Source organism: Microbacterium sp. LKL04 (assembly GCF_900102005.1).
Lineage (GTDB): Bacteria > Actinomycetota > Actinomycetes > Actinomycetales > Microbacteriaceae > Microbacterium.
In genome coordinates this window covers 2,073,278-2,091,838 of sequence record NZ_LT627736.1, presented here as the reverse complement: position 1 = coordinate 2,091,838, position 18,561 = coordinate 2,073,278, and the positions used below count along the sequence as shown (strand labels likewise).

Sequence of the window (18,561 nt, the reverse complement as noted above, 5' to 3'; positions counted from 1 at the left end):
GTCATCCGCAGCACCGCGGTCGTCAGGCGCGGGTCCCTATCGTCGGGCACGTGAAAGCCCCGGTCCTCGTCCCGCGATTCGCGACGTTCCCTTCGGTCTCCTTGCTGGTGTCGCGCTGGGCGTGCGAGAGGTCTGGGCTTGGGCTCCAGGGGAGTTCCCGACGCTCCTCGTGATCGCCTTCATGCCGTTCACCGTCTTCGCGGGCTTATGGACGGCAACCTTGCTCTGGGCTCTCGTCGAGCTGGTGATGATCGCCCGATATCGCGAGCCGCGGGGCGCGCCTGTCGCGGCGATCCTCGTGGGCAGCGCTCTCGGTGCGGGGTTTGCTCTGATCGCCGATGCGGCATACCCGAACCCGATGATGCGGGCATCCCTCGTCGGCCTCGCCGTCGCCGGGTCGATCATCGTGACTCTCGCGATCCGCGGCCGTCCGACGTCACTCGCGCCGCCGGGTCCCGTCCCAGACACCGGCACCCTCGCGCCCGACCGTAGACTCTGAGGCGATGCCGAGGAGGAGTCAATGAAGATCGTCGTCCTGCTGAAAGAAGTGCCGGACACCTGGGGTGAGCGCACGCTCGACCTCGAGACGGGGCTCGCCGCGCGTGACGCGTCCGAGCGCGTCCTCGATGAGATCGGTGAGCGCGCGCTCGAAGCCGCCTTGACGTACTCCGAGGCAAACGACGGCACCGAGGTCGTCGTCATGACGATGGCGTCGGATGCAGCGACCGCCTCCCTCCGCAAGGGCCTCGCGATGGGGGCTCACTCCGCCGTCCAGGTCACTGACGACGCCCTCCGTGGCGCCGACCTCGGCGTCACCGCCCGCGTCCTCGCTGCGGCGCTTCGCCGCACCGGCTTCGACCTCGTGATCACCGGCAACCTCTCCACCGACGGCGCGGGCGGCGTCCTCCCCGCCATGCTCGCCGAGCATCTCGGCGTCCCGCAGGCCACCGCTCTGTCCGCCGTCGAGATCACGGCCGACGCCGTCAGCGGCACGCGTGCGACGGACTTCGGCACCGCGTCGCTCACCGCGCCGCTCCCCGCCGTCATCTCGATCACCGAAGCACTGCCCGACGCCCGCTTCGCCAACTTCAAGGGCATCATGGCGGCGAAGAAGAAGCCGTTCGAGGTGCTGTCGCTCGCCGATCTCGACGTCGACGTCGACCCGGCATCCGCCCCGCAGTCGATCATGACCGCGGTCGCGCAGAAGCCGCCGCGTCAGGCGGGCATGAAGATCGTCGACGAGGGGGATGCCGGTGAGAAGCTCGCCGTATTCCTCGTCGAGAACCGGCTGGCGTGAGACTCGAGGAGAACATCGTGACCGACTTCGCCCCTGACGCCGTCCTCATCTGGCTCGACGTGACACCTGCCGGGGAACTGGCCGCCTCCGCCGCCGGTCTCATCGGCGCCGGCGCCTCGATCGGCACCCCTGTCGTCCTCGTCGTCGCCGACGAATCCCGGCACGCCGATCTCGCGCGCGCCGCCGGATCCCTCGGAGCGGCGACGGTCCTGACCGCCGGCCTCGGCGGTGCCGACTCAGCCCTCACTGTGCCGGTCGTCGACGCGGTGGCTGCGGCATCCGCTCTCGTGCAGCCTGACGCCGTCCTCGTCTCGAACTCCATCGAGGGCCGGGATGTGGCCGGCCGGTTCGCCGCCCGCACCTCGGCCGCGCTGTGCGTCGACGCCGTCGGCGTCTCGCGCGACGACGACGGCGTCCTCGCTCAGCACTCCGTCTACGGCGGCGCCTACAACGTCACCGCGGGAGCCACCTTCGGCCCTCTCGTCGTGACCATCCGTCAGGGTGCCGTCGACGCGCGTGCGGAGGCCGTCGACGCACCGGCGGTCGTCGCGCTGCAGGTCGAGGCATCAGGAGCGCCCGCTGCCACCATCACGGGTTTCGACGAGGCGGTCGCCGTCTCGAGCCGCCCCGAACTCCGCGGGGCGGCGAAGGTCGTCTCGGGCGGACGCGGACTGGGTTCCGCAGATCAATTCGCCCTGGTCGAGCAGCTTGCCGACGTCCTCGGCGCAGCGGTCGGTGCCTCCCGCGCCGCGGTGGACGCCGGTTACGTGCCGTACTCCTATCAGGTCGGTCAGACCGGCGTCTCGGTCTCGCCGCAGCTGTATGTCGCCCTCGGCATCTCGGGCGCCATCCAGCACAAGGCGGGCATGCAGACGGCGAAAACGATCGTCGCAGTGAACAAAGATGGAGAGGCACCGATCTTCGACATCGCCGATTTCGGTGTCGTCGGAGACCTGTTCACCGTCGTGCCGCAGCTGATCGCGGCGCTCGAGGCGGGAAAGAAGTAGAAAGCGGATGGCGACATACGCGCGTTCCGTGCGCCGGGGGCTTCCGCGCGCCTCCGGTGGCGACCCCTGGCCGCCCCCGACGGAGGCCCCGGCATCGGTCGCCGACGCAGCCACGGCCCCGGCCGCCGACGTGGCCGCGGAGACGCCGACCGCTGATGTGGTGACGTCGCGCACCGAGTCCGCGACGACACCGCCGGCCAAGTCTGCGCCGCCGGCTCCCGCCTCGGGGACGGCAGAGGATGCCGCGCCCCCGCACCCCGCCGCGCCCCCGCACCCCGCCGCGTCTCCGGCTACCGCGACACGACGCGGACTCCCGCGCACCCCCGGCGGCGAGCCCTGGCCTCCCGCATCCACCGGCCCGTCGCCGGCCGAAGGCGCGGCACCGGCGGAGCATCGCCCGGCGCCGGAAGCTGCGCCCCCCGCATCCACGGCGGCATCCGCGCCCCGCCCTACCGACGACTCGGGGGCGGCGCCCCCCGAGAGCGCCCCCGTCGCCGCATCCATCCCCGCGGCCGGCGCGGTCCGCCGAGGCCTCCCGCGCGCCGCCGGCGAGGACGCCTGGCCCCCCGCCGAGACCACGCCCGCGCCGCGCGCCGCGCCCCCATCCCGCGAGACTGCACGTGGCGACCGAGACAGCGATCTCACGCCGCAGTCTCGGCGCGAGCGTGCAGTCTCGGCGTCCTCGGAGCCGGAGTCCGCGCCCAAACCCGCCGCCCCGACCCCCGCGCCCGCCGCCCCGACCCCCGCGCCCGCCGCCCCGACCGCGCCCGCGCCCCCCACCCCCGCGGCCCCCGACACCCCGCGCGCTCCGCTCGCGGAGCGCGCGCTCGCGCACGCCGGCGTCGCTCGGCGCCCGGACCCGAAGCCCGATCCCGCGCGCATCGGCCCGTTCGCGAAGGCGCAGTGGGTCGGCGTGGTGGTCCTCGGCGGCGGGGCCGTCCTCTACGTCGCGGCGATGGCGGTCCTCGCCGTCCGCTGGGTCCTCAGTCTCGAACCGCTACAGGACTTTCTCGCGACCTACCCGGGCGAATACCACCTGCCCGAGGGGGCGCCCGTCGGGTTCCCCGCGTGGCTGAACTGGTCGCACTTCCTCAACGCGTTCTTCATCGTGCTGATCATTCGCACCGGGTTGCAGGTCAGATCGGAGAAGCGCCCCGCGGCTTTCTGGATCTCGAAGAAGGACCGCAAACGCCGGATGAGTCTGACGCTCTGGCTTCACCAGGCCCTCGACGTCCTGTGGCTCGCGAACGGTCTGATCTTCGTCGTGCTGCTGTTCGTGACCGGCCAGTGGATGCGGGTGATCCCGACCTCGTGGGAGGTGTTCCCCAACGCGCTGTCGGCGGCCATGCAGTACGTCTCCCTCGACTGGCCGACCGAGAACGGCTGGGTGAACTACAACGCTCTCCAGCAGCTCGCCTACTTCGCCACGATCTTCATCGCCGCCCCGCTCGCCGCGATCACCGGCTACCGCATGAGCGCCGTGTGGCCCAAGCAGGCGACGACACTGAACAGGCTCTACCCCGTCGAGTGGGCGCGCAAGCTGCACTTCCCGACGATGCTCTACTTCGTCCTGTTCATCGTCGTACACGTCGCCCTCGTGCTGTCGACCGGAGCCCTCCGGAACCTCGGCCACATGTACGCGGCGACCGGATCCACCGATCCCGAGGCGTACGCCGACAACTGGACCGGCTTCTGGCTCTTCGCGCTCTCGATCGCCGTCACCGTCGCGGCGTACGTCGCGATGCGTCCGCTCGTCGTCGCCCCGATCGCGCGGCTGTTCGGCGAGGTCAAGAGTCGCTGATCCGGCCGAAGACCCGTCACCCGCACACCCCGCCACAAAGTCCGACGGCGCGGCATCCGAGACGGGATGCCGCGCCGTCGAGTCTCGCGCTCGTGCGTCAGCGCACGAAGCGGACTTCCGTCAGCGTTTCGCCGAGGAAGGGTTCGGTGTGGCTCGCCCCGTCGAGGGTGAACCCGTTGCGGGTGTAGAACCGGTGGGCGCGGGGGTTGTCCTCGGCGACCCAGAGGTAGAGCTCGCTGTCGGCCTCGGGGACGACGGCGTCGAACAGGCGCTGGCCGATGCCGGTGCCGTGCCAGGCGTCGAGCAGATAGATGAAGTACAGCTCGCGGTTGCGCGGCGCATCGCGGTCGCGGGCGGGGCCCGATCCGGCGAACCCCACTATCTCGCCGTTCACGAGGGCCGCGACCATGTTGAAGTCGGGTCCCTGCTGAGCCCAGTGGGTCCAGAGTTCCGCGAGTCGGCGGGCCGAGACGTTCTCGAGGGCGGCCTTGCTGATGAGGTGGTCGTAGGTCTCGTGCCAGCACGTCGCGTGCACTCGGCCGAGGGCCTCGGCGTCCACGTCGCGAACGGGACGGACGACGGTGTCGGTCTGCAGTTCGGGCTCCATGGCCAGACTCTACGCACGGCCCGTCGGATCGTGAAATCGACAGTGACCGGGCCGTATATGCCGCGCCACGACTGTCGATAAGTGACAACGGATGCCGCATTGTGCGCGTGTACATGGCTAGGCTCGCCGCTCGTGAACGTATGGTGGCGGACCCTGTTGACCCTGATGCGCGCCCGGGTGATGTACCGCCGGCGCGGACCCATCCCGCCCGACGCCGTCGGACGTATCCGGCTGCGGACCCTGCCGACCGACATCGACCTGCTCGGCCACATGAACAACGGCCGGTACGCGTCGCTGTTCGATCTCGGCCGATTCGACCTCCTGACCCGCACCGGCATCTGGCAGACCATGAACGAGCGCGGCTGGTACGGCGTCGTCGCGAGCGAGACGGTCACCTTCCGGAAGTCCCTCCAGCTGTGGCAACGGTTCACCGTGGAGACCCGCATCATCGGCCACGACGACAAGGCGGTCTACCAGATGCACCGCGCGGTCGTGAAGGGCGAGGTCTACGCCGAGATGATCCTGCGCGTCCGGTTCCTCCGCCGCACCGGCGGGATCGTGCCCCTGGAAGAGCTCTTCGACGCCCTGCACCGGCCTGACACCCTGCCCCCGATCCCGCAGTGGATCCAGGACTGGGCCGCGGCATCCGCTCTGCCCTCCACTCGCGCGGAGGCGCCGAGCATCTGGCCCTAGCGTGTCCCGCCTCGACGGCGGGAGGCGCGCTTAGGCTGAGCCTCATGTCGGACACGTCTGTCGCGCCACAAGCGCCCACCGCCGACCTCGCCGAGCGGGCCATCGCCCTCGCAGAGCGCTGGGTCGCCGAATCCGCCGAGGTCGCTGTCGACCCCGCCGCAGAGCGTCTCGCGGGGGTGTTGAAGGACCCGAACGGCCTGCCGTTCACCCTCGGCTTCGTCGACGGGGTCATGCGGCCCGAGTCCCTCACGGCCGCGGCATCCAATCTGCAGCGCGTCGCTCCGCTCGCGCCGTCGTTCCTGCCCTGGTACCTGCGCGCCGCGGTGCATGCCGGCGGCGCCGTCGCGCCGCTGCTGCCGTCCCCGGTCGTCCCCATCGCCCGGCGCGTGCTGCGCGAGATGGTCGGTCACCTCATCGTCGACGCTCGACCCGACAAGCTCGGGCCGGCGTTGCAGACCCTGCGGGAGTCGGGCGCCCGGCTGAACCTCAACCTCCTCGGCGAAGCGGTGCTCGGCGAGTCCGAAGCCCTCCGCCGGCTCGAGGGCATCCACGAGCTCGTGCGGCGCGACGACGTCGACTACGTGTCGGTGAAGGTCTCGGCGATCGCCAGCCACCTCTCGATGTGGGCGTTCGACGAGATCGTCGAGCGCGTCGTCGAGCGCCTGCGTCCGCTCTACCTGTCGGCGGCGGAGGATGGCACGTTCCTCAACCTCGACATGGAGGAGTACCGCGACCTCGACCTGACGATGGCCGTGTTCATGCGCGTGCTCGACGACCCGCGGCTGCGGGACCTCGAAGCGGGCATCGTGCTGCAGGCGTACCTGCCTGACGCCCTCCCCGCCTTCAAGACCCTGACCGCATGGGCGCGCGAGCGCGTTGCCGCCGGTGGCGCGCGCATCAAGGTCCGCCTCGTGAAGGGCGCGAACCTCGCGATGGAGCACGTCGACGCCGTCATGCACGACTGGCCGAGCGCGCCGTACGACACCAAGCTCGACACCGACGCGAACTACGTGCGCTGCCTCGACGAGGCGCTCCAGCCGGAGAACACCAGGGTCGTCCGCATCGGGGTTGCGGGCCACAACCTCTTCCACATCGCGTACGCCTGGCTGCTCGCCGGCCAGCGCGGGGTTCAGCGCGACGTCGAGGTCGAGATGCTCCTCGGCATGGCCCAGGGCCAGGTGCAGGCGGTCGCGCGCGAGATCGGACACGTCCTGCTGTACGTGCCCGTCGTCCGCCCCGACGAGTTCGACGTCGCGATCAGCTACCTCGTCCGCCGCCTGGAGGAGAATGCGTCCAGCGCGAACTTCCTGTCGGCCGCGTTTGATCTGGCGTTCGACCGCGCCATGTTCGTCCGCGAGCGCGACCGGTTCACGGCATCGGTCGCACGCGCGGCGGAGCGCACGCTGACCACGGGACCCCGGCGTCACCAGGACCGCGCCGCGACGCCCGACGAGGGTGACACGGCGATGACGACGGATGCCGCCCCTTCAGCCGATCTCGACGACGCTGCGCTGACGCAGGTCGTCCTCGGCATCGCCGGTCGTGGCTCCGCCGCCGCCGTCGACCCCGACGAGACGCGCCCGGCCGAGCTTCCGGGCCGACCGTCGCTGTTCGGCGGGGACGCCTTCGTCGAGACCGCCGTCTTCTCCTCGCGCGAAACGGCCGTCTCGGCGGGTGCCCCCGGGTTCCGCAACACGGCCGACACAGACCCCGCCCTGCCTGCGAACCGCACGTGGGCGCGATCGATCCTGAGCCGGGTCGCCGCCTCGACGGCGGGGGATGCCGCGATCGCCGCGGCCCGCATCGGCACCAAGTCCGAGCTCGAGGCGACTCTTGGGCGTGTGACAACGGCCGCCGACGCGTGGGGCTCGATGCCCGCCGCCGACCGTGCCGGAGTGCTGCTGCGCGCGGCGCGCGCGCTCGAGGCCCGCCGCGGCGAGCTGATCGAGGTGGCGGCATCCGAGACCGGCAAGACCTTGGCCGAAGCGGACGTCGAGGTGAGCGAAGCGGTCGACTTCGCTCGCTACTACGCGGCGACCGCGCGGGAACTCGACAGTGTGAGTGGGGCGGTCTTCGTGCCGTCGCGCGTGACGGTGGTCACCCCGCCGTGGAACTTCCCCGTCGCGATCCCCGCGGGCGGAGCGCTCGCCGCGCTCGCCGCCGGTTCGGGCGTGGTCTTCAAGCCCGCGCCGCAGGCACGGCGCTGCGCGGCGGTCGTCGCCGAAGCGATCTGGGAGGCCCTCGACGATGCCGGCATCGGCCGCGAGATCCTCGCGCTGGTCGACCTCGACGAGGGCGACCTCGGTACGCAGCTCATCACGCACCCCGCGGTCGACCGGGTGATCCTCACCGGGTCGTTCGAGACCGCGGCGCTGTTCCGCTCCTGGCGGCCGGATCTCGCGCTGCAGGCGGAGACGAGCGGCAAGAACGCCATGATCGTGATGCCGTCGGCGGACCTCGACCTCGCGGCATCCGATCTCGTCCGCTCGGCGTTCGGCCACGCGGGGCAGAAGTGCTCGGCCGCCTCGCTCGCGATCCTCGTCGGGCCTGTCGCGCGGTCGCAGCGTTTCTCGCGGCAGCTGGTGGATGCCGCGACCTCCCTGCGCGTGGGGTCGCCGGACGATCCGCTGACCGAGATCGGCCCGCTCGTCGAGGCGCCGTCCGGCAAGCTCGAGTGGGCTCTCACGACCCTCGACGAGGACGAGGCGTGGCTCGTCGAGCCGCGTGAGCTGGCCGACGAGCGCTACCCCGGGCGACTGTGGACCCCCGGCATCCGCACCGGCGTGAAGCCGGGCTCACGCGTGCATCTGGAGGAGTTCTTCGGTCCGGTCCTCGGCGTCATGCACGCCCGTTCGCTCGAGCACGCGATCGAGCTGCAGAACGCCGTCGACTACGGCCTGACCGCGGGGCTCTACACGCAGAACCCCGACGACCTGGCACTCTGGCTCGACCGCGTCGAAGCGGGCAACCTCTACGTCAACCGCGGGACGACGGGGGCGATCGTCCAGCGTCAGCCGTTCGGCGGATGGAAGCGGTCGTCGGTCGGCGGGGGAGCGAAGGCCGGCGGACCGAACCACCTCATCGGCCTCGGCTCGTGGCGTCCCACCGCGGGTGCAGCGACGTCGTCGACCCTGCATCTGAAGGGTCTGGACTCCTCGATCACGGACGTCATCGAGGCTGCGCAGCCCGCGCTCGGCTACGAAGCGTTCGAGTGGCTGCGCCGCGGCGCGCTGTCGGATGCCGTCGCGTGGAATCGCATCTTCGGCAAGGTCGTCGACGTGTCGCACCTGGGTGTGGAGCGGAATCTGTTCCGGTACCGTCCCGCGACCGCCGAGATCCGGTCGACGACGGATGCCGCGCCTCAGTCGCTCATCCGTGCGATCATCGCGGCCGTGCGCGCCGGGTCGGCGTTCACCGTCAGCACCCCGGCGGGGCTTCCCGCCACGGTGCGCTCCGCGCTCACGGCGCTCGACGTTCCGGTGTTCGTCGAATCCGATGACCAGTGGTTCGCGCGGATGTCGGGACCTGGTAGCGAGGATGCCCCGGCGCGCGCCGATCGCGTGCGCCTCGTCGGGCCGCCCGCGCAGGTGCGGGAGGTCCGGACCGCCCTCGTGGCCGCGATCGACGGTGCCCCCGATCTCGCGGTCTACGCCGATGAGGTGACGCAGGCGGGACGCATCGAACTGCTTCCGTTCCTGCGCGAACAGGCGATCTCGATTACGGCGCACCGCTTCGGCAACCCCGATCACTGGAGCGAAGCCGTCATCTGACCGAGCGTTGGTAGGCCGATCCAGCTGTATTAATCGATCCGCAGAAGAAAACAACTTATCTTTCTGGCGCTGACCGATGCCGGCTTGTTTGAATGATCTAGCGCTTCTGGGGAGCGCGCACGAAAACACTTCGGGGGGAGTGTCGCCCCGGGCTCACGGACCATCGGTCAGAGCCCGGGGCATTCGTGTTCTCAGGCGTAGCGGGGGAGCCTCACCCAGGCATCCGGATCCGCGTCCTCGCGCGGGATCATGAACGAATCCACGAGTGCACGCACCGTGAGTCCCAGCAGCGTCCACTCTCCGGAGGGGGTGCCGTCGGCCCCCGTCATCTGGAACGTCGGGTGGGGGAGCCGCTCGAGCGATTGGATCGCGAACCCTTCCGCGAGCGCCGCCATCGCCTCGGCGAAGTCCTGGATGGTCAGCCCGTCCCGCATCCTCACCCCGTACGCGTCGATGACGTACTGGTACAGCTCTGCGAAGGCCTCGATGGACTCCCGGTGCCGCTCGTGGCTGGCTTCGGTCAGTTCCGGCCAGGTGTCGGCGGTGGTCCGCAGGGCCAGAGCGACGCGGAACGATTGGGCATCGAGCATCTCGGTGGGGTCGTCAGCGGTGAGCTCCGCCGCCTGCACGTGCGCGAGCGCCGCCTCGCGCACGATCTCCTCGCCGGACGCACCGGCGGCGATCATCTCGTCCACGCGGGCGCGCATCCCGTCGGCCGGCCCGGCCACTCGCATCCGCACCATCGAGACGGCGAGGTCGCGGTGGTAGTCGGCCTGATCGGCCCATAGCCGGTAGGCGGCCCCGGTGGTCAGTCCCGTCCGCCGCAGCACGTCCTGCAGGCGGATGTGCTGTACGCCGGCACTGACCCCGCGTTCGAGGAGCATCTGCATCCCGGCGCGCAACAGGAGGGCTCTGGTCTGTTCACCCGTGCGTCTGGCCATGATCTGCATCCTGTCATTCCCAGGCAACCCCGCGTGGCATGCATCCACCGGATTACTGCACCCGACCTGCCATGATGGGATCCGGCGTGCCCGATCCGTCGGCTCCTCGGAGCTCCGTCGGGCCTCAGGACAGCGTCCGCCGCCCCGGAGACGAGGAGCGAGAATGACGACGCCGACCGAGAAGCCGACCCGCATCGCCCAGCACCGCCGATACCTGATGTGCCGCCCCGAGCACTTCACGGTGTCGTACAGCATCAATCCGTGGATGGAACCGTCGCGTCCCACCGACACCGCCAAGGCGGTCCGCCAGTGGCAGGCGCTCCACGACGCGTACATCGAGCTCGGCCACGAGGTCGAACTCATCGACCCGGTGCCGGGTCTGCCCGACATGGTCTACACCGCGAACGGCGGGTTCATCGTGGACGGCCGTGCGCTCGGCGTCCGGTTCCGCGTCGACGAGCGTCGCGGCGAGGAGCGTCCTTTCATGGACTGGTTCGCCGCGCACGGGTTCGAGGTCGTCGAGCCGACCGAGGTGCAGGAGGGTGAGGGCGACTTCCTGCTCGTCGGCGACACGATCCTCGCCGGCACCGGCTTCCGCTCCGTCGGCGACAGTCATCGCGAGCTGGGGCGGGTCTTCGAGCGCGAGGTCGTCTCGCTGCGGCTGGTCGATCCGCGGTTCTACCACCTCGACACCGCGATCACGGTCATCGACCCCGTCCAGGGCCCCGGCGGGGTGGAGCGGGCGAACATCGCCTATCTGCCCTCCGCCTTCGACGAGGACTCGCGTCGTGAGCTCGCCGAACGCTACCCCGACGCGATCCAGGTGTCGGATGCCGACGGTGCCGTCTTCGGGCTGAACGCGGCCAGTGACGGACTCCACGTCTTCGCCTCGCCGCGCGCGACCGACTTCGCCGCGCAGCTCGAGGAGCGCGGCTACATCCCCGTCCCCATCGATCTGTCCGAGCTGCTGCTCGGCGGCGGCGGCATCAAGTGCTGCACGCTCGAACTGCGCGGAGGTGCGCGATGACCGACCCCGATCTGCCCGCGTCGGACGCCGTGATCTCGGCCGAAGAAGCCCACGTTGCCCACAATTACCACCCGCTCCCCGTCGTCGTCGCCGAGGGTGAGGGTTCCTGGGTCACCGACGTCGAGGGCAAGCGGTACCTCGACCTGCTGTCCGCCTACTCGGCGTTGAACTTCGGACACCGGCATCCCGCCCTCGTCGCGGCGGCCACCGAGCAGCTCGGCCGGCTGACGCTGACGAGCCGGGCCTTCCACAACGACCGGCTCGGCGACTTCGCGGCTGCGCTCGCCGAGTTGACCGGCAAGGACATGGTCCTGCCGATGAACACCGGCGCCGAAGCGGTCGAGACCGGCATCAAGGTCGCGCGCGCGTGGGCGTACCGGGTCAAGGGCGTGCCCGAGGGGCGCGCGAAGATCCTCGTCGCGTCGGGCAACTTCCACGGCCGGACGACGACGATCGTCGGCTTCAGTGACGACCCGCAGGCGCGCGACGGCTTCGGCCCGTTCGCCCCCGGATTCGAGATCGTCGCCTACGGCGATGCCGCGGCCCTCGCGGCGGCGATCGACGAGAACACGGCCGCGGTGCTCATCGAGCCCATCCAGGGCGAGGCCGGCGTCGTGATCCCGCCGGACGGGTATCTCCGCGCGGTACGCGAGGCGTGCACGGCGGCGAACGTGCTGTTCATCGCCGACGAGATCCAGTCCGGCCTCGGCCGCGTCGGAACGACGTTCGCGTGCGAGCGCGAAGGCGTTGTGCCGGACGTGTACCTGCTCGGCAAAGCGCTGGGCGGCGGCATCCTCCCGGTCTCCGCCGTCGTCGGGAACCGCGACGTCCTCGGTGTCATCCACCCGGGGGAGCACGGCTCGACCTTCGGCGGCAATCCGCTGGCCGCGGCCGTGGGCCTCGCCGTCGTCGACCTTCTCGCGACCGGCGACCTGCAGCAGCGCGCCCTCGCCCTCGGCGACCACTTGCGCTCCCGCCTCGAGCCCCTGATCGGCGCGGGAGTGACCGCGATCCGCGTCGCGGGCCTCTGGGCGGGTGTCGACATCGATCCGGCGAAGGGGACCGGACGCGAGGTCGCCGAGCGGCTTCTGGCGCGCGGTGTCCTGGTCAAGGACACGCACGGCCAGACGATCCGCATGGCACCTCCGCTGATCATCCGCGCGACCGAGATCGATTGGGCCGTGGAGCAGCTGCGACTCGCCCTCGCGGACTGACCGCACGGCGAAACACTCCGGCAACACCGCCCGGATTAGGCTCGTCGCATGGGTGACCTCTTCGACGGCTACGGTTCCACGCTGGCACCGCGCAAGACCCCCTCCGGCGTCCCGGCGTTCGACGAGATGTTCGCCGAGATCGCGCACCCGGGAGAGGCCGCGCGCTCCCGGTCGGCGTACCGGGAGCTGTACCAGGCGCTCGCTCAGATGACGCAGGAGGAGCTCCGCGGACGCACCGAATCGCTCGCCAGTTCGTACCTCGCGCAGGGCGTGACGTTCGACTTCGCAGGCGAGGAGCGGCCGTTCCCGCTGGATGCCGTGCCCCGGGTCATCGCCTACGACGAGTGGTCGCGCATCGAGAAAGGCGTGCAGCAACGCGTCCGCGCGCTCGAGGCCTTCCTCGACGATGCGTACGGGCACCAGCACGTCGTGCGCGACGGCGTCCTGCCGGCGAAGCTCATCGCGTCGTCGCAGTACTTCTACCGTCAGGCCGCCGGCATCCGCTCGGCCAACGGTGTCCGCATCCAGGTCGCCGGGATCGACCTCATCCGCGACGAGCACGGCGAGATGCGCGTCCTCGAGGACAACGTCCGCGTGCCGTCGGGTGTCAGCTACGTCATCTCGAACCGACGCGTGATGGCCCAGACGCTGCCCGAGCTCTTCGTCTCGATGCGCGTGCGTCCCGTCGGCGACTACCCCAACAAGCTCCTCCAGGCGCTGCGGAACTCCGCGCCTCCGGGCGTCGACGACCCGAACGTCGTCGTGCTGACGCCGGGCGTCTACAACTCCGCCTACTTCGAGCACACGCTGCTCGCCCGGCTGATGGGCGTCGAGCTCGTCGAGGGGCGGGACCTCGTCTGCCAGGGCGGCAAGGTCTTCATGCGGACCACCCGCGGTCCGCGCCGCGTCGACGTCATCTACCGCCGGGTCGACGACGACTTCCTCGACCCGCTGCAGTTCCGCGCCGACTCGATGCTCGGGGCCCCCGGGCTCATGCTCGCGGCGCGCCTGGGCAACGTGACGATCGCCAACGCCGTCGGCAACGGCGTCGCCGACGACAAGCTGCTCTACACCTACGTGCCCGACCTCATCCGGTACTACCTCGCCGAGGAGCCCATCCTCAAGAACGTCGACACATGGCGCCTCGAAGACCCGGGCGCCCTCGAAGAGGTGCTCGACCGGCTCGACGAGCTCGTCGTGAAGCCGGTCGACGGCTCCGGCGGCAAGGGCCTCGTCGTCGGGCCCGACGCCAGCCCCGCCGAGCTCGACTCGCTGCGCACGAAGCTCCGCGCCGACCCGCGCGGCTGGATCGCGCAGCCCGTCGTCATGCTCTCGACGATCCCCACCCTCGTCGACGACGGGATGCGGCCCCGCCACGCCGACCTCCGCCCCTTCGCCGTCAACAACGGCGACGAGGTGTGGGTGCTCCCCGGTGGGCTCACCCGCGTCGCCCTCCCCGAGGGGCAGCTCGTGGTCAACTCGAGCCAGGGCGGCGGTTCGAAGGACACCTGGATCGTCGGTGGCGAGGCACCGGGCCGAGGCGAATACGGGCAGTCGCAGTCGCTCGCGGGACTCGTCGCCGAGCAGGCCACCGCGACCTCGGCCATCCCGATCATCTACGACGCACAGGACGAGCCGGCGCACTCGCCGCAGGACCGGCCGCGCACGACCGCGGAGCAGCAGGAACAGCAGCAGCAGGGGCGCGACGCCGATGGGGGCGAGGACGCATGCTGAGCCGGATCGCCGAGAGCCTGTTCTGGATCGGGCGCTACATCGAGCGCTCGGACGGCACCGCCCGCATCCTCGACGTGCACCTGCAACTGCTGCTCGAGGACCCGTGGATCGACGAGGACACGGCGTGCCGCTCGCTCATGGGCGTCATGGGCACCCCCGCGCCGGAGGGCGGCCGCGCCGTCACCCGCGCCGACGTCCTGACGCACCTCGCGGTGGACCGGACGAACCCCTCGTCCATCGCGTACTCGCTGCAGGCCGCCCGCGAGAACGCCCGTCGGGCGCGCGAGATCGTGTCGACCGAGCTCTGGGAGACGCTCAACACGACGTACTCGCGCATGCCGCGACGTCTCAACGACGAGAAGACCCACGAGTTCTTCCAGTGGGTCCGCGAACGTGCCGCGCTCGCCGTCGGCGTCACGGACAACTCGACGAGTCACGACGAGGCCTGGCAGTTCTTCACGCTCGGGCGGGCCATCGAGCGCACCGACATGACCGCGCGAATGCTCGCGACGAGGTCGCTGACCGAGGCATCCGGTCCGTCCTGGACGACCATCCTGCGCTCGTGCGGCGCGTACGAGGCGTACCTGCGGACCTACCGAGGGATGCCGAGCTCGCAGAACGCGGCGGAGTTCCTGCTGCTCGACCGGCTGTTCCCGCGGTCGATCATCCACTCCATCCGCACCGCCGAGCAGTGCATGAGTGCGATCGACCCCGTCGCCGACCGCGTCGGGCACTCCAACTCGGTGCTGCGCGCCCTCGGGCGGATGCGCAACGAACTCGAGTACCGGCCGATCGACGAGGTGCTCACCGAGCTCCCCGCCCACATGCAGAGCGTGCAGTCGGTGACGCGCGAGGCGTCCGAGGCGATCCGGGCGCGGTTCTTCCCGACCCAGGCCGAACCCAGCTGGATCGGAGAGACCTCATGAAGCGGCTGCGCATCGAGCACACGACGGGCTTCGACTACCCCGGCGAGGTGGGGGCGTCGTACAACGAGGCTCGGATGCTGCCGACGACGAGCGACAGCCAGTTCGTCCTGAGCTCGCAGCTCGACATCGACCCGTCGACGACCGTGAACTACTTCGTCGACTACTTCGGCACGCGGGTGGCGGCCTTCGACGTGCTCGCGAAGCACTCCGCCCTCCAGATCACGGCGCGCTCCCTCGTCGAGGTGCGGGCGCGGCCGCTCACCCACCCCGACATGTCCTGGGAGGCGCTGACGCGAGACGCGCAGCGGGCGATCGGCACGGTCGAGATGCTGTCGCAGACACGGCGCACCGAGCCTCACCCCGAGGTCGCGGACCTCGCCGCGGGCATCGCCGCACAGCACGAGAACCCCTCGCACGCCGCCCTCGCGATCGCGACGGCGATCGGTCAGGCCGTCGAGTACGTGCCGGGCGCGACCGAGGTGCAGTCGACCGGTGCCGAGGCGTGGGCGGAGCGGAAGGGGGTGTGCCAGGACATGGCGCACATCGCCCTCGGTGCGTTGCGGTCGGTCGGGATTCCGGCGCGGTACGTGTCGGGCTACCTGCACCCGAACCCCACCGCCGAGGTCGGCGTGCCCGTCGTCGGCGAGTCGCACGCCTGGATCGAGTGGTACGCGGGTTCCTGGCACGGGTTCGACCCGACGAACGACGCCGAGATCGGCGACCGTCACGTCACCGTCGGCCGCGGGCGCGACTACAACGACGTCCCGCCGCTGCGCGGCGTCTACGCCGGGCCGTTCAAGAGCCGCCTCGAGGTGAAGGTCCTCATCACGCGCGAGGCGTGAGTCGGCCGCTCAGGCGGGCGAGTCGTCGGGGTCGAGGGTCTTGAGGGTGTCCTCCTCGACGGCGTTGTCGGCGTCGAGCTGATTCTCCGTGATCTCGTCGCCGCCGGTGGGGTCGTCCTGCTCGGGGGTTGCTGATGCGTCGCTCATGGCGGCACGCTACGCGCGGTGGGGGCCGGCATCCGCCCCCTTGACAGGTCGGAGCCCTGCCTCGGACGGCGGGCGGCTCAGCGCTCGATCGTGCGGAAGGTTCCGGGGGCGAGGTCGATGCCGTCCTCCACGCCGTCGACGGATAAGAAGAGCGAGCGCGCCGCGCGGTCGAGGTTCGCGACGAGCAGCGTCGTGCGACGGCCCCGTCGATGACCGATCGCCCAGACCAGGCCGTCGGGGCTGTCACCCCAGAGCAGCGCGCCGCCCGAGCCGGCGGCGAGCTCGCGCAGCGCGGATGCCGCGGGCAGGTCGGTCCCGTCGGAGGCGCGGATGCCTCGCGGTCCCCACTCCTCGAAGAACGCCAGTGAGGCGACCCCGGGAACGGCGAGCGCTGCAGCGCTCGCGACCGTCCACGCGGCGAGTTCCGGCGCGGACTGACGCGTGTCCGTCGCGCCGGTGAACTCCGCTCCGTATCCCTCCGACAGATTCCCGCGGGTGGGCGCCGGCTGCGGGCCGGTCGCGACGTTGTTGAAGCGCGGTCGCAGCGAGACGGGCCCGATGTGCACCGGTGTGCCGTCGGCGTACCCGACCGCCTGCGTCGCGACGAGCCGCTGCACGGCGACGGACTCGACGAGCTGCTCGGTGCCGGTCGCGTGGAACAGGGGGGTGACCGTCGTGAGGATGCCGTCGAGGTCGTCCGGCAGCCGGTGCCGTTCGCGATTCAGCTCCGTGAAGTGAGACCTCGAGCCGCCGGCCACGGGCGGACGGATGCCCGCGCGGTCCAGCGCCGCGCGGAGCGCGGCCGTCGCCGGGGCGTCCGACACGTGGCGCGCGTCGCCGCCCGGCTGGAAGGCGGCGACCCGCAGCACCTCGAGGCCTCGGAGTGCTGCGGCCGCGGCATCCAGGGCGTCGGCGTCGTCACCGAGGACGACGCGCACATCCAGGGGCACGGCGGATGCCGCGGTCCGGGCCAATGCGGCGGGCCAGGTCGGGGTGCCGAGGTCGAGCTCGACGACGAGGCCGTCGCCGACGGGCGACACCGGGGGAGCCGGGTCCGGCGCGGTCGCCGCGCCCAGCAGGATCTGCGGAAAGCGTCCGCCGTCGCGAAGCGTGAGCACGGCGCCGTCGTCCGTCCCTGCTGCGGCGGGCTCGCCCACCACCTCGATCGTCACCGACTGGCGCACGCGCTCGCCGACCTCGACGCGGTAGGGGAACGGCAGGTCGAGCGGGCGACTGTAGGTCTTGTACGAGGCGTCGGTCCAGTTGCGCTGGTCCTCCATCTCGAAGACGTCGCCGTCGAACGCGACGTCGACGGTCGCGCCCGGTACCTCCCACGTGAGCCCCGCGATGTCCCGCATCGGCTGGTGCGGGCTGATCGCGCGCGGGAAGGCGGTGCGCTCGCCGGTGCCGTCGGGATGCCGCACCTCGGCGGGCACACCGGCCAGGGACGGCGGGTGCAGAACGACCAGGCCCGTGCGGTTCGTGTCGAACGCGGCACCCGCTTCGAGGTCGAGCAGCACCCGGAGCCCCGAGGGCCTGGCTTCGACGCGGACGACGCCCGAGAACGAGGACCCGAGCCCCTCCGAGCGCACATGCAGCGTCAGCGTGACGTCGGTGCTCCGCACGCGGTCCACGACGAGGGCCGCGGTGTTCCAGTCGGCGTCGCGGACGACCGCGCGGATGCTGCGCAGCACCACCCGGCCGTGGGCGGCGATGTCGGCCAGCTCGTCGCCCCGCAGTTCGAGCGACCAGGGGCCGCTCCGCCACGACGGATGCTCGGTGTGCCAGACCATGTCAGAGCGAGGTCATCCCGCCGTCGACCTGGAACGTCGCCCCGGTCGCGAACGACCCGTCGTCGCTCGCGAGGTAGACCATGATCCCGGCGACGTCGTCCGGTGTCCCTGCGCGACCGATCGGGATGCGGCCGACGATGGCCGCGCGCGAGGCGGGGTCCTCGCTGATCGCGGCGACGAGCGGCGTCTCGGTGTACGCCGGCTGCACCGTGTTGACCCGGATGCCGCGGTGGGCGTACGCCGCCGCGACCGTCCGGGAGAGGCCGTGCATGCCGGCCTTCGATGCGCTGTAGGCGGTGAAGTCCTTGCCCTCGCCGTTCACGGCGGTGGGACTGCCGGTGAGGATGATCGACCCGCCGCCGAGGGCGAGCATCGTGCGGACGGCGTACTTCACGGTCAGGAAGGCACCGGTCAGATTGACGTCGATCGTGCGGCGCCAGACATCGAGGTCGAGGTCGGCCGCAGGCGCGTCCTGACCGAACAGCTGGATGCCGGCGTTGGCCACCACCACGTTCGGCGCCCATCCGGCATCCGTCGCCGTTGCGAACCCGGCCTCGACCGACGCCTCGTCGGAGATGTCCATCGTCACCGCCATCGCGGCCTCGCCGATCCGCGCGGCTGCGGCTGCCGCGCCGTCGCCGTTGCGGTCGGCGAGGATCACGCGGGCGCCCTCGCGGGCGAAGCGCTCGGCCACCGCCGCGCCGATGCCGAGGGCGGCGCCGGTGACGAGGGCGGTCCTGCCGTGCAGTCGTGCCATGTCGC

The 18,561-nt window shown here is 71.2% G+C and carries 16 protein-coding genes; 11 read left to right on the top strand and 5 right to left on the bottom strand.

All coding sequences use genetic code 11. The features are described from left to right. Nucleotides 1-121 precede the first annotated feature (121 nt). The 4 genes from BLP38_RS10210 to BLP38_RS10195 are packed head-to-tail and all read left to right on the top strand — an operon-like array spanning nucleotide 122 to nucleotide 4,105. Nucleotides 122-499 (top strand): hypothetical protein, encoded by a 378-nt coding sequence (locus tag BLP38_RS10210; RefSeq protein WP_157681094.1) that lies wholly within the window; start codon nucleotides 122-124, stop codon nucleotides 497-499. A gap of 21 nt (nucleotides 500-520) precedes the next feature. Further along, on the top strand, nucleotides 521-1,297 hold the full coding sequence (locus tag BLP38_RS10205) for an electron transfer flavoprotein subunit beta/FixA family protein (protein WP_091356922.1): 777 nt from the start codon (nucleotides 521-523) through the stop codon (nucleotides 1,295-1,297). A gap of 17 nt (nucleotides 1,298-1,314) precedes the next feature. Beyond that, complete coding sequence (locus BLP38_RS10200; RefSeq protein WP_091359760.1) at nucleotides 1,315-2,304, top strand: electron transfer flavoprotein subunit alpha/FixB family protein; 990 nt, start codon at nucleotides 1,315-1,317, stop codon at nucleotides 2,302-2,304. Nucleotides 2,305-2,311: 7 nt separating this feature from the next. After that, entirely contained in the window at nucleotides 2,312-4,105 is a 1,794-nt protein-coding gene (locus tag BLP38_RS10195; RefSeq protein WP_091356919.1) for a cytochrome b/b6 domain-containing protein, read from the top strand. A 97-nt stretch (nucleotides 4,106-4,202) separates the two neighbouring features. Here BLP38_RS10195 and BLP38_RS10190 read toward each other — a convergent pair whose 3' ends face one another. Further along, nucleotides 4,203-4,712, bottom strand: coding sequence for a GNAT family N-acetyltransferase (locus BLP38_RS10190; protein WP_091356916.1), 510 nt, complete (start codon nucleotides 4,710-4,712; stop codon nucleotides 4,203-4,205). Between the two features lie 132 nt (nucleotides 4,713-4,844). On the opposite strand from BLP38_RS10190, the gene BLP38_RS10185 reads away from it, so the two are divergent. Both BLP38_RS10185 and BLP38_RS10180 read left to right on the top strand, forming a co-directional pair. Next, nucleotides 4,845-5,405, top strand: a complete 561-nt coding sequence (locus BLP38_RS10185) for an acyl-CoA thioesterase (protein ID WP_091356913.1) — start codon at nucleotides 4,845-4,847, stop codon at nucleotides 5,403-5,405. Between the two features lie 44 nt (nucleotides 5,406-5,449). Beyond that, nucleotides 5,450-9,175 (top strand): proline dehydrogenase family protein, encoded by a 3,726-nt coding sequence (locus tag BLP38_RS10180; protein ID WP_091356910.1) that lies wholly within the window; start codon nucleotides 5,450-5,452, stop codon nucleotides 9,173-9,175. A 191-nt stretch (nucleotides 9,176-9,366) separates the two neighbouring features. Here BLP38_RS10180 and BLP38_RS10175 read toward each other — a convergent pair whose 3' ends face one another. Continuing rightward, entirely contained in the window at nucleotides 9,367-10,116 is a 750-nt protein-coding gene (locus BLP38_RS10175) for a hypothetical protein (RefSeq protein ID WP_231916483.1), read from the bottom strand. Between the two features lie 163 nt (nucleotides 10,117-10,279). Between BLP38_RS10175 and ddaH the strand changes: the two genes are divergently transcribed. From ddaH to BLP38_RS10150, 5 genes are read left to right on the top strand one after another with little or no spacing between them, the layout of a single operon-like run. After that, nucleotides 10,280-11,143 (top strand): dimethylargininase, encoded by an 864-nt coding sequence (gene ddaH, locus BLP38_RS10170; RefSeq protein ID WP_091356903.1) that lies wholly within the window; start codon nucleotides 10,280-10,282, stop codon nucleotides 11,141-11,143. Continuing rightward, a complete protein-coding gene (gene rocD / locus BLP38_RS10165; protein ID WP_091356900.1) occupies nucleotides 11,140-12,357 on the top strand; it encodes an ornithine--oxo-acid transaminase in 1,218 nt (405 codons plus the stop codon). The genes ddaH and rocD overlap by 4 nt, the downstream gene beginning before the upstream one ends. Nucleotides 12,358-12,405: 48 nt before the next feature. Then, nucleotides 12,406-14,091, top strand: a complete 1,686-nt coding sequence (locus BLP38_RS10160) for a circularly permuted type 2 ATP-grasp protein (RefSeq protein ID WP_091356896.1) — start codon at nucleotides 12,406-12,408, stop codon at nucleotides 14,089-14,091. Further along, a complete protein-coding gene (locus BLP38_RS10155; RefSeq protein ID WP_091356892.1) occupies nucleotides 14,085-15,017 on the top strand; it encodes an alpha-E domain-containing protein in 933 nt (310 codons plus the stop codon). Before BLP38_RS10160 ends, BLP38_RS10155 begins: the two co-directional genes overlap by 7 nt. Beyond that, complete coding sequence (locus tag BLP38_RS10150) at nucleotides 15,014-15,859, top strand: transglutaminase family protein (protein WP_091356888.1); 846 nt, start codon at nucleotides 15,014-15,016, stop codon at nucleotides 15,857-15,859. Before BLP38_RS10155 ends, BLP38_RS10150 begins: the two co-directional genes overlap by 4 nt. 9 nt (nucleotides 15,860-15,868) lie before the next feature. Here BLP38_RS10150 and BLP38_RS14335 read toward each other — a convergent pair whose 3' ends face one another. From BLP38_RS14335 to BLP38_RS10140, 3 genes are all read right to left on the bottom strand, one after another. Continuing rightward, the gene (locus BLP38_RS14335) at nucleotides 15,869-16,006 is read right to left on the bottom strand and encodes a hypothetical protein (protein ID WP_172824693.1); all 138 of its coding nucleotides are present in this window, start codon (nucleotides 16,004-16,006) and stop codon (nucleotides 15,869-15,871) included. 77 nt (nucleotides 16,007-16,083) lie between these two features. After that, complete coding sequence (locus BLP38_RS10145; RefSeq protein WP_091356885.1) at nucleotides 16,084-17,799, bottom strand: hypothetical protein; 1,716 nt, start codon at nucleotides 17,797-17,799, stop codon at nucleotides 16,084-16,086. Between the two features lies 1 nt (nucleotide 17,800). Continuing rightward, a complete protein-coding gene (locus BLP38_RS10140) occupies nucleotides 17,801-18,556 on the bottom strand; it encodes an SDR family NAD(P)-dependent oxidoreductase (protein WP_231916482.1) in 756 nt (251 codons plus the stop codon). Nucleotides 18,557-18,561 lie beyond the last annotated feature (5 nt).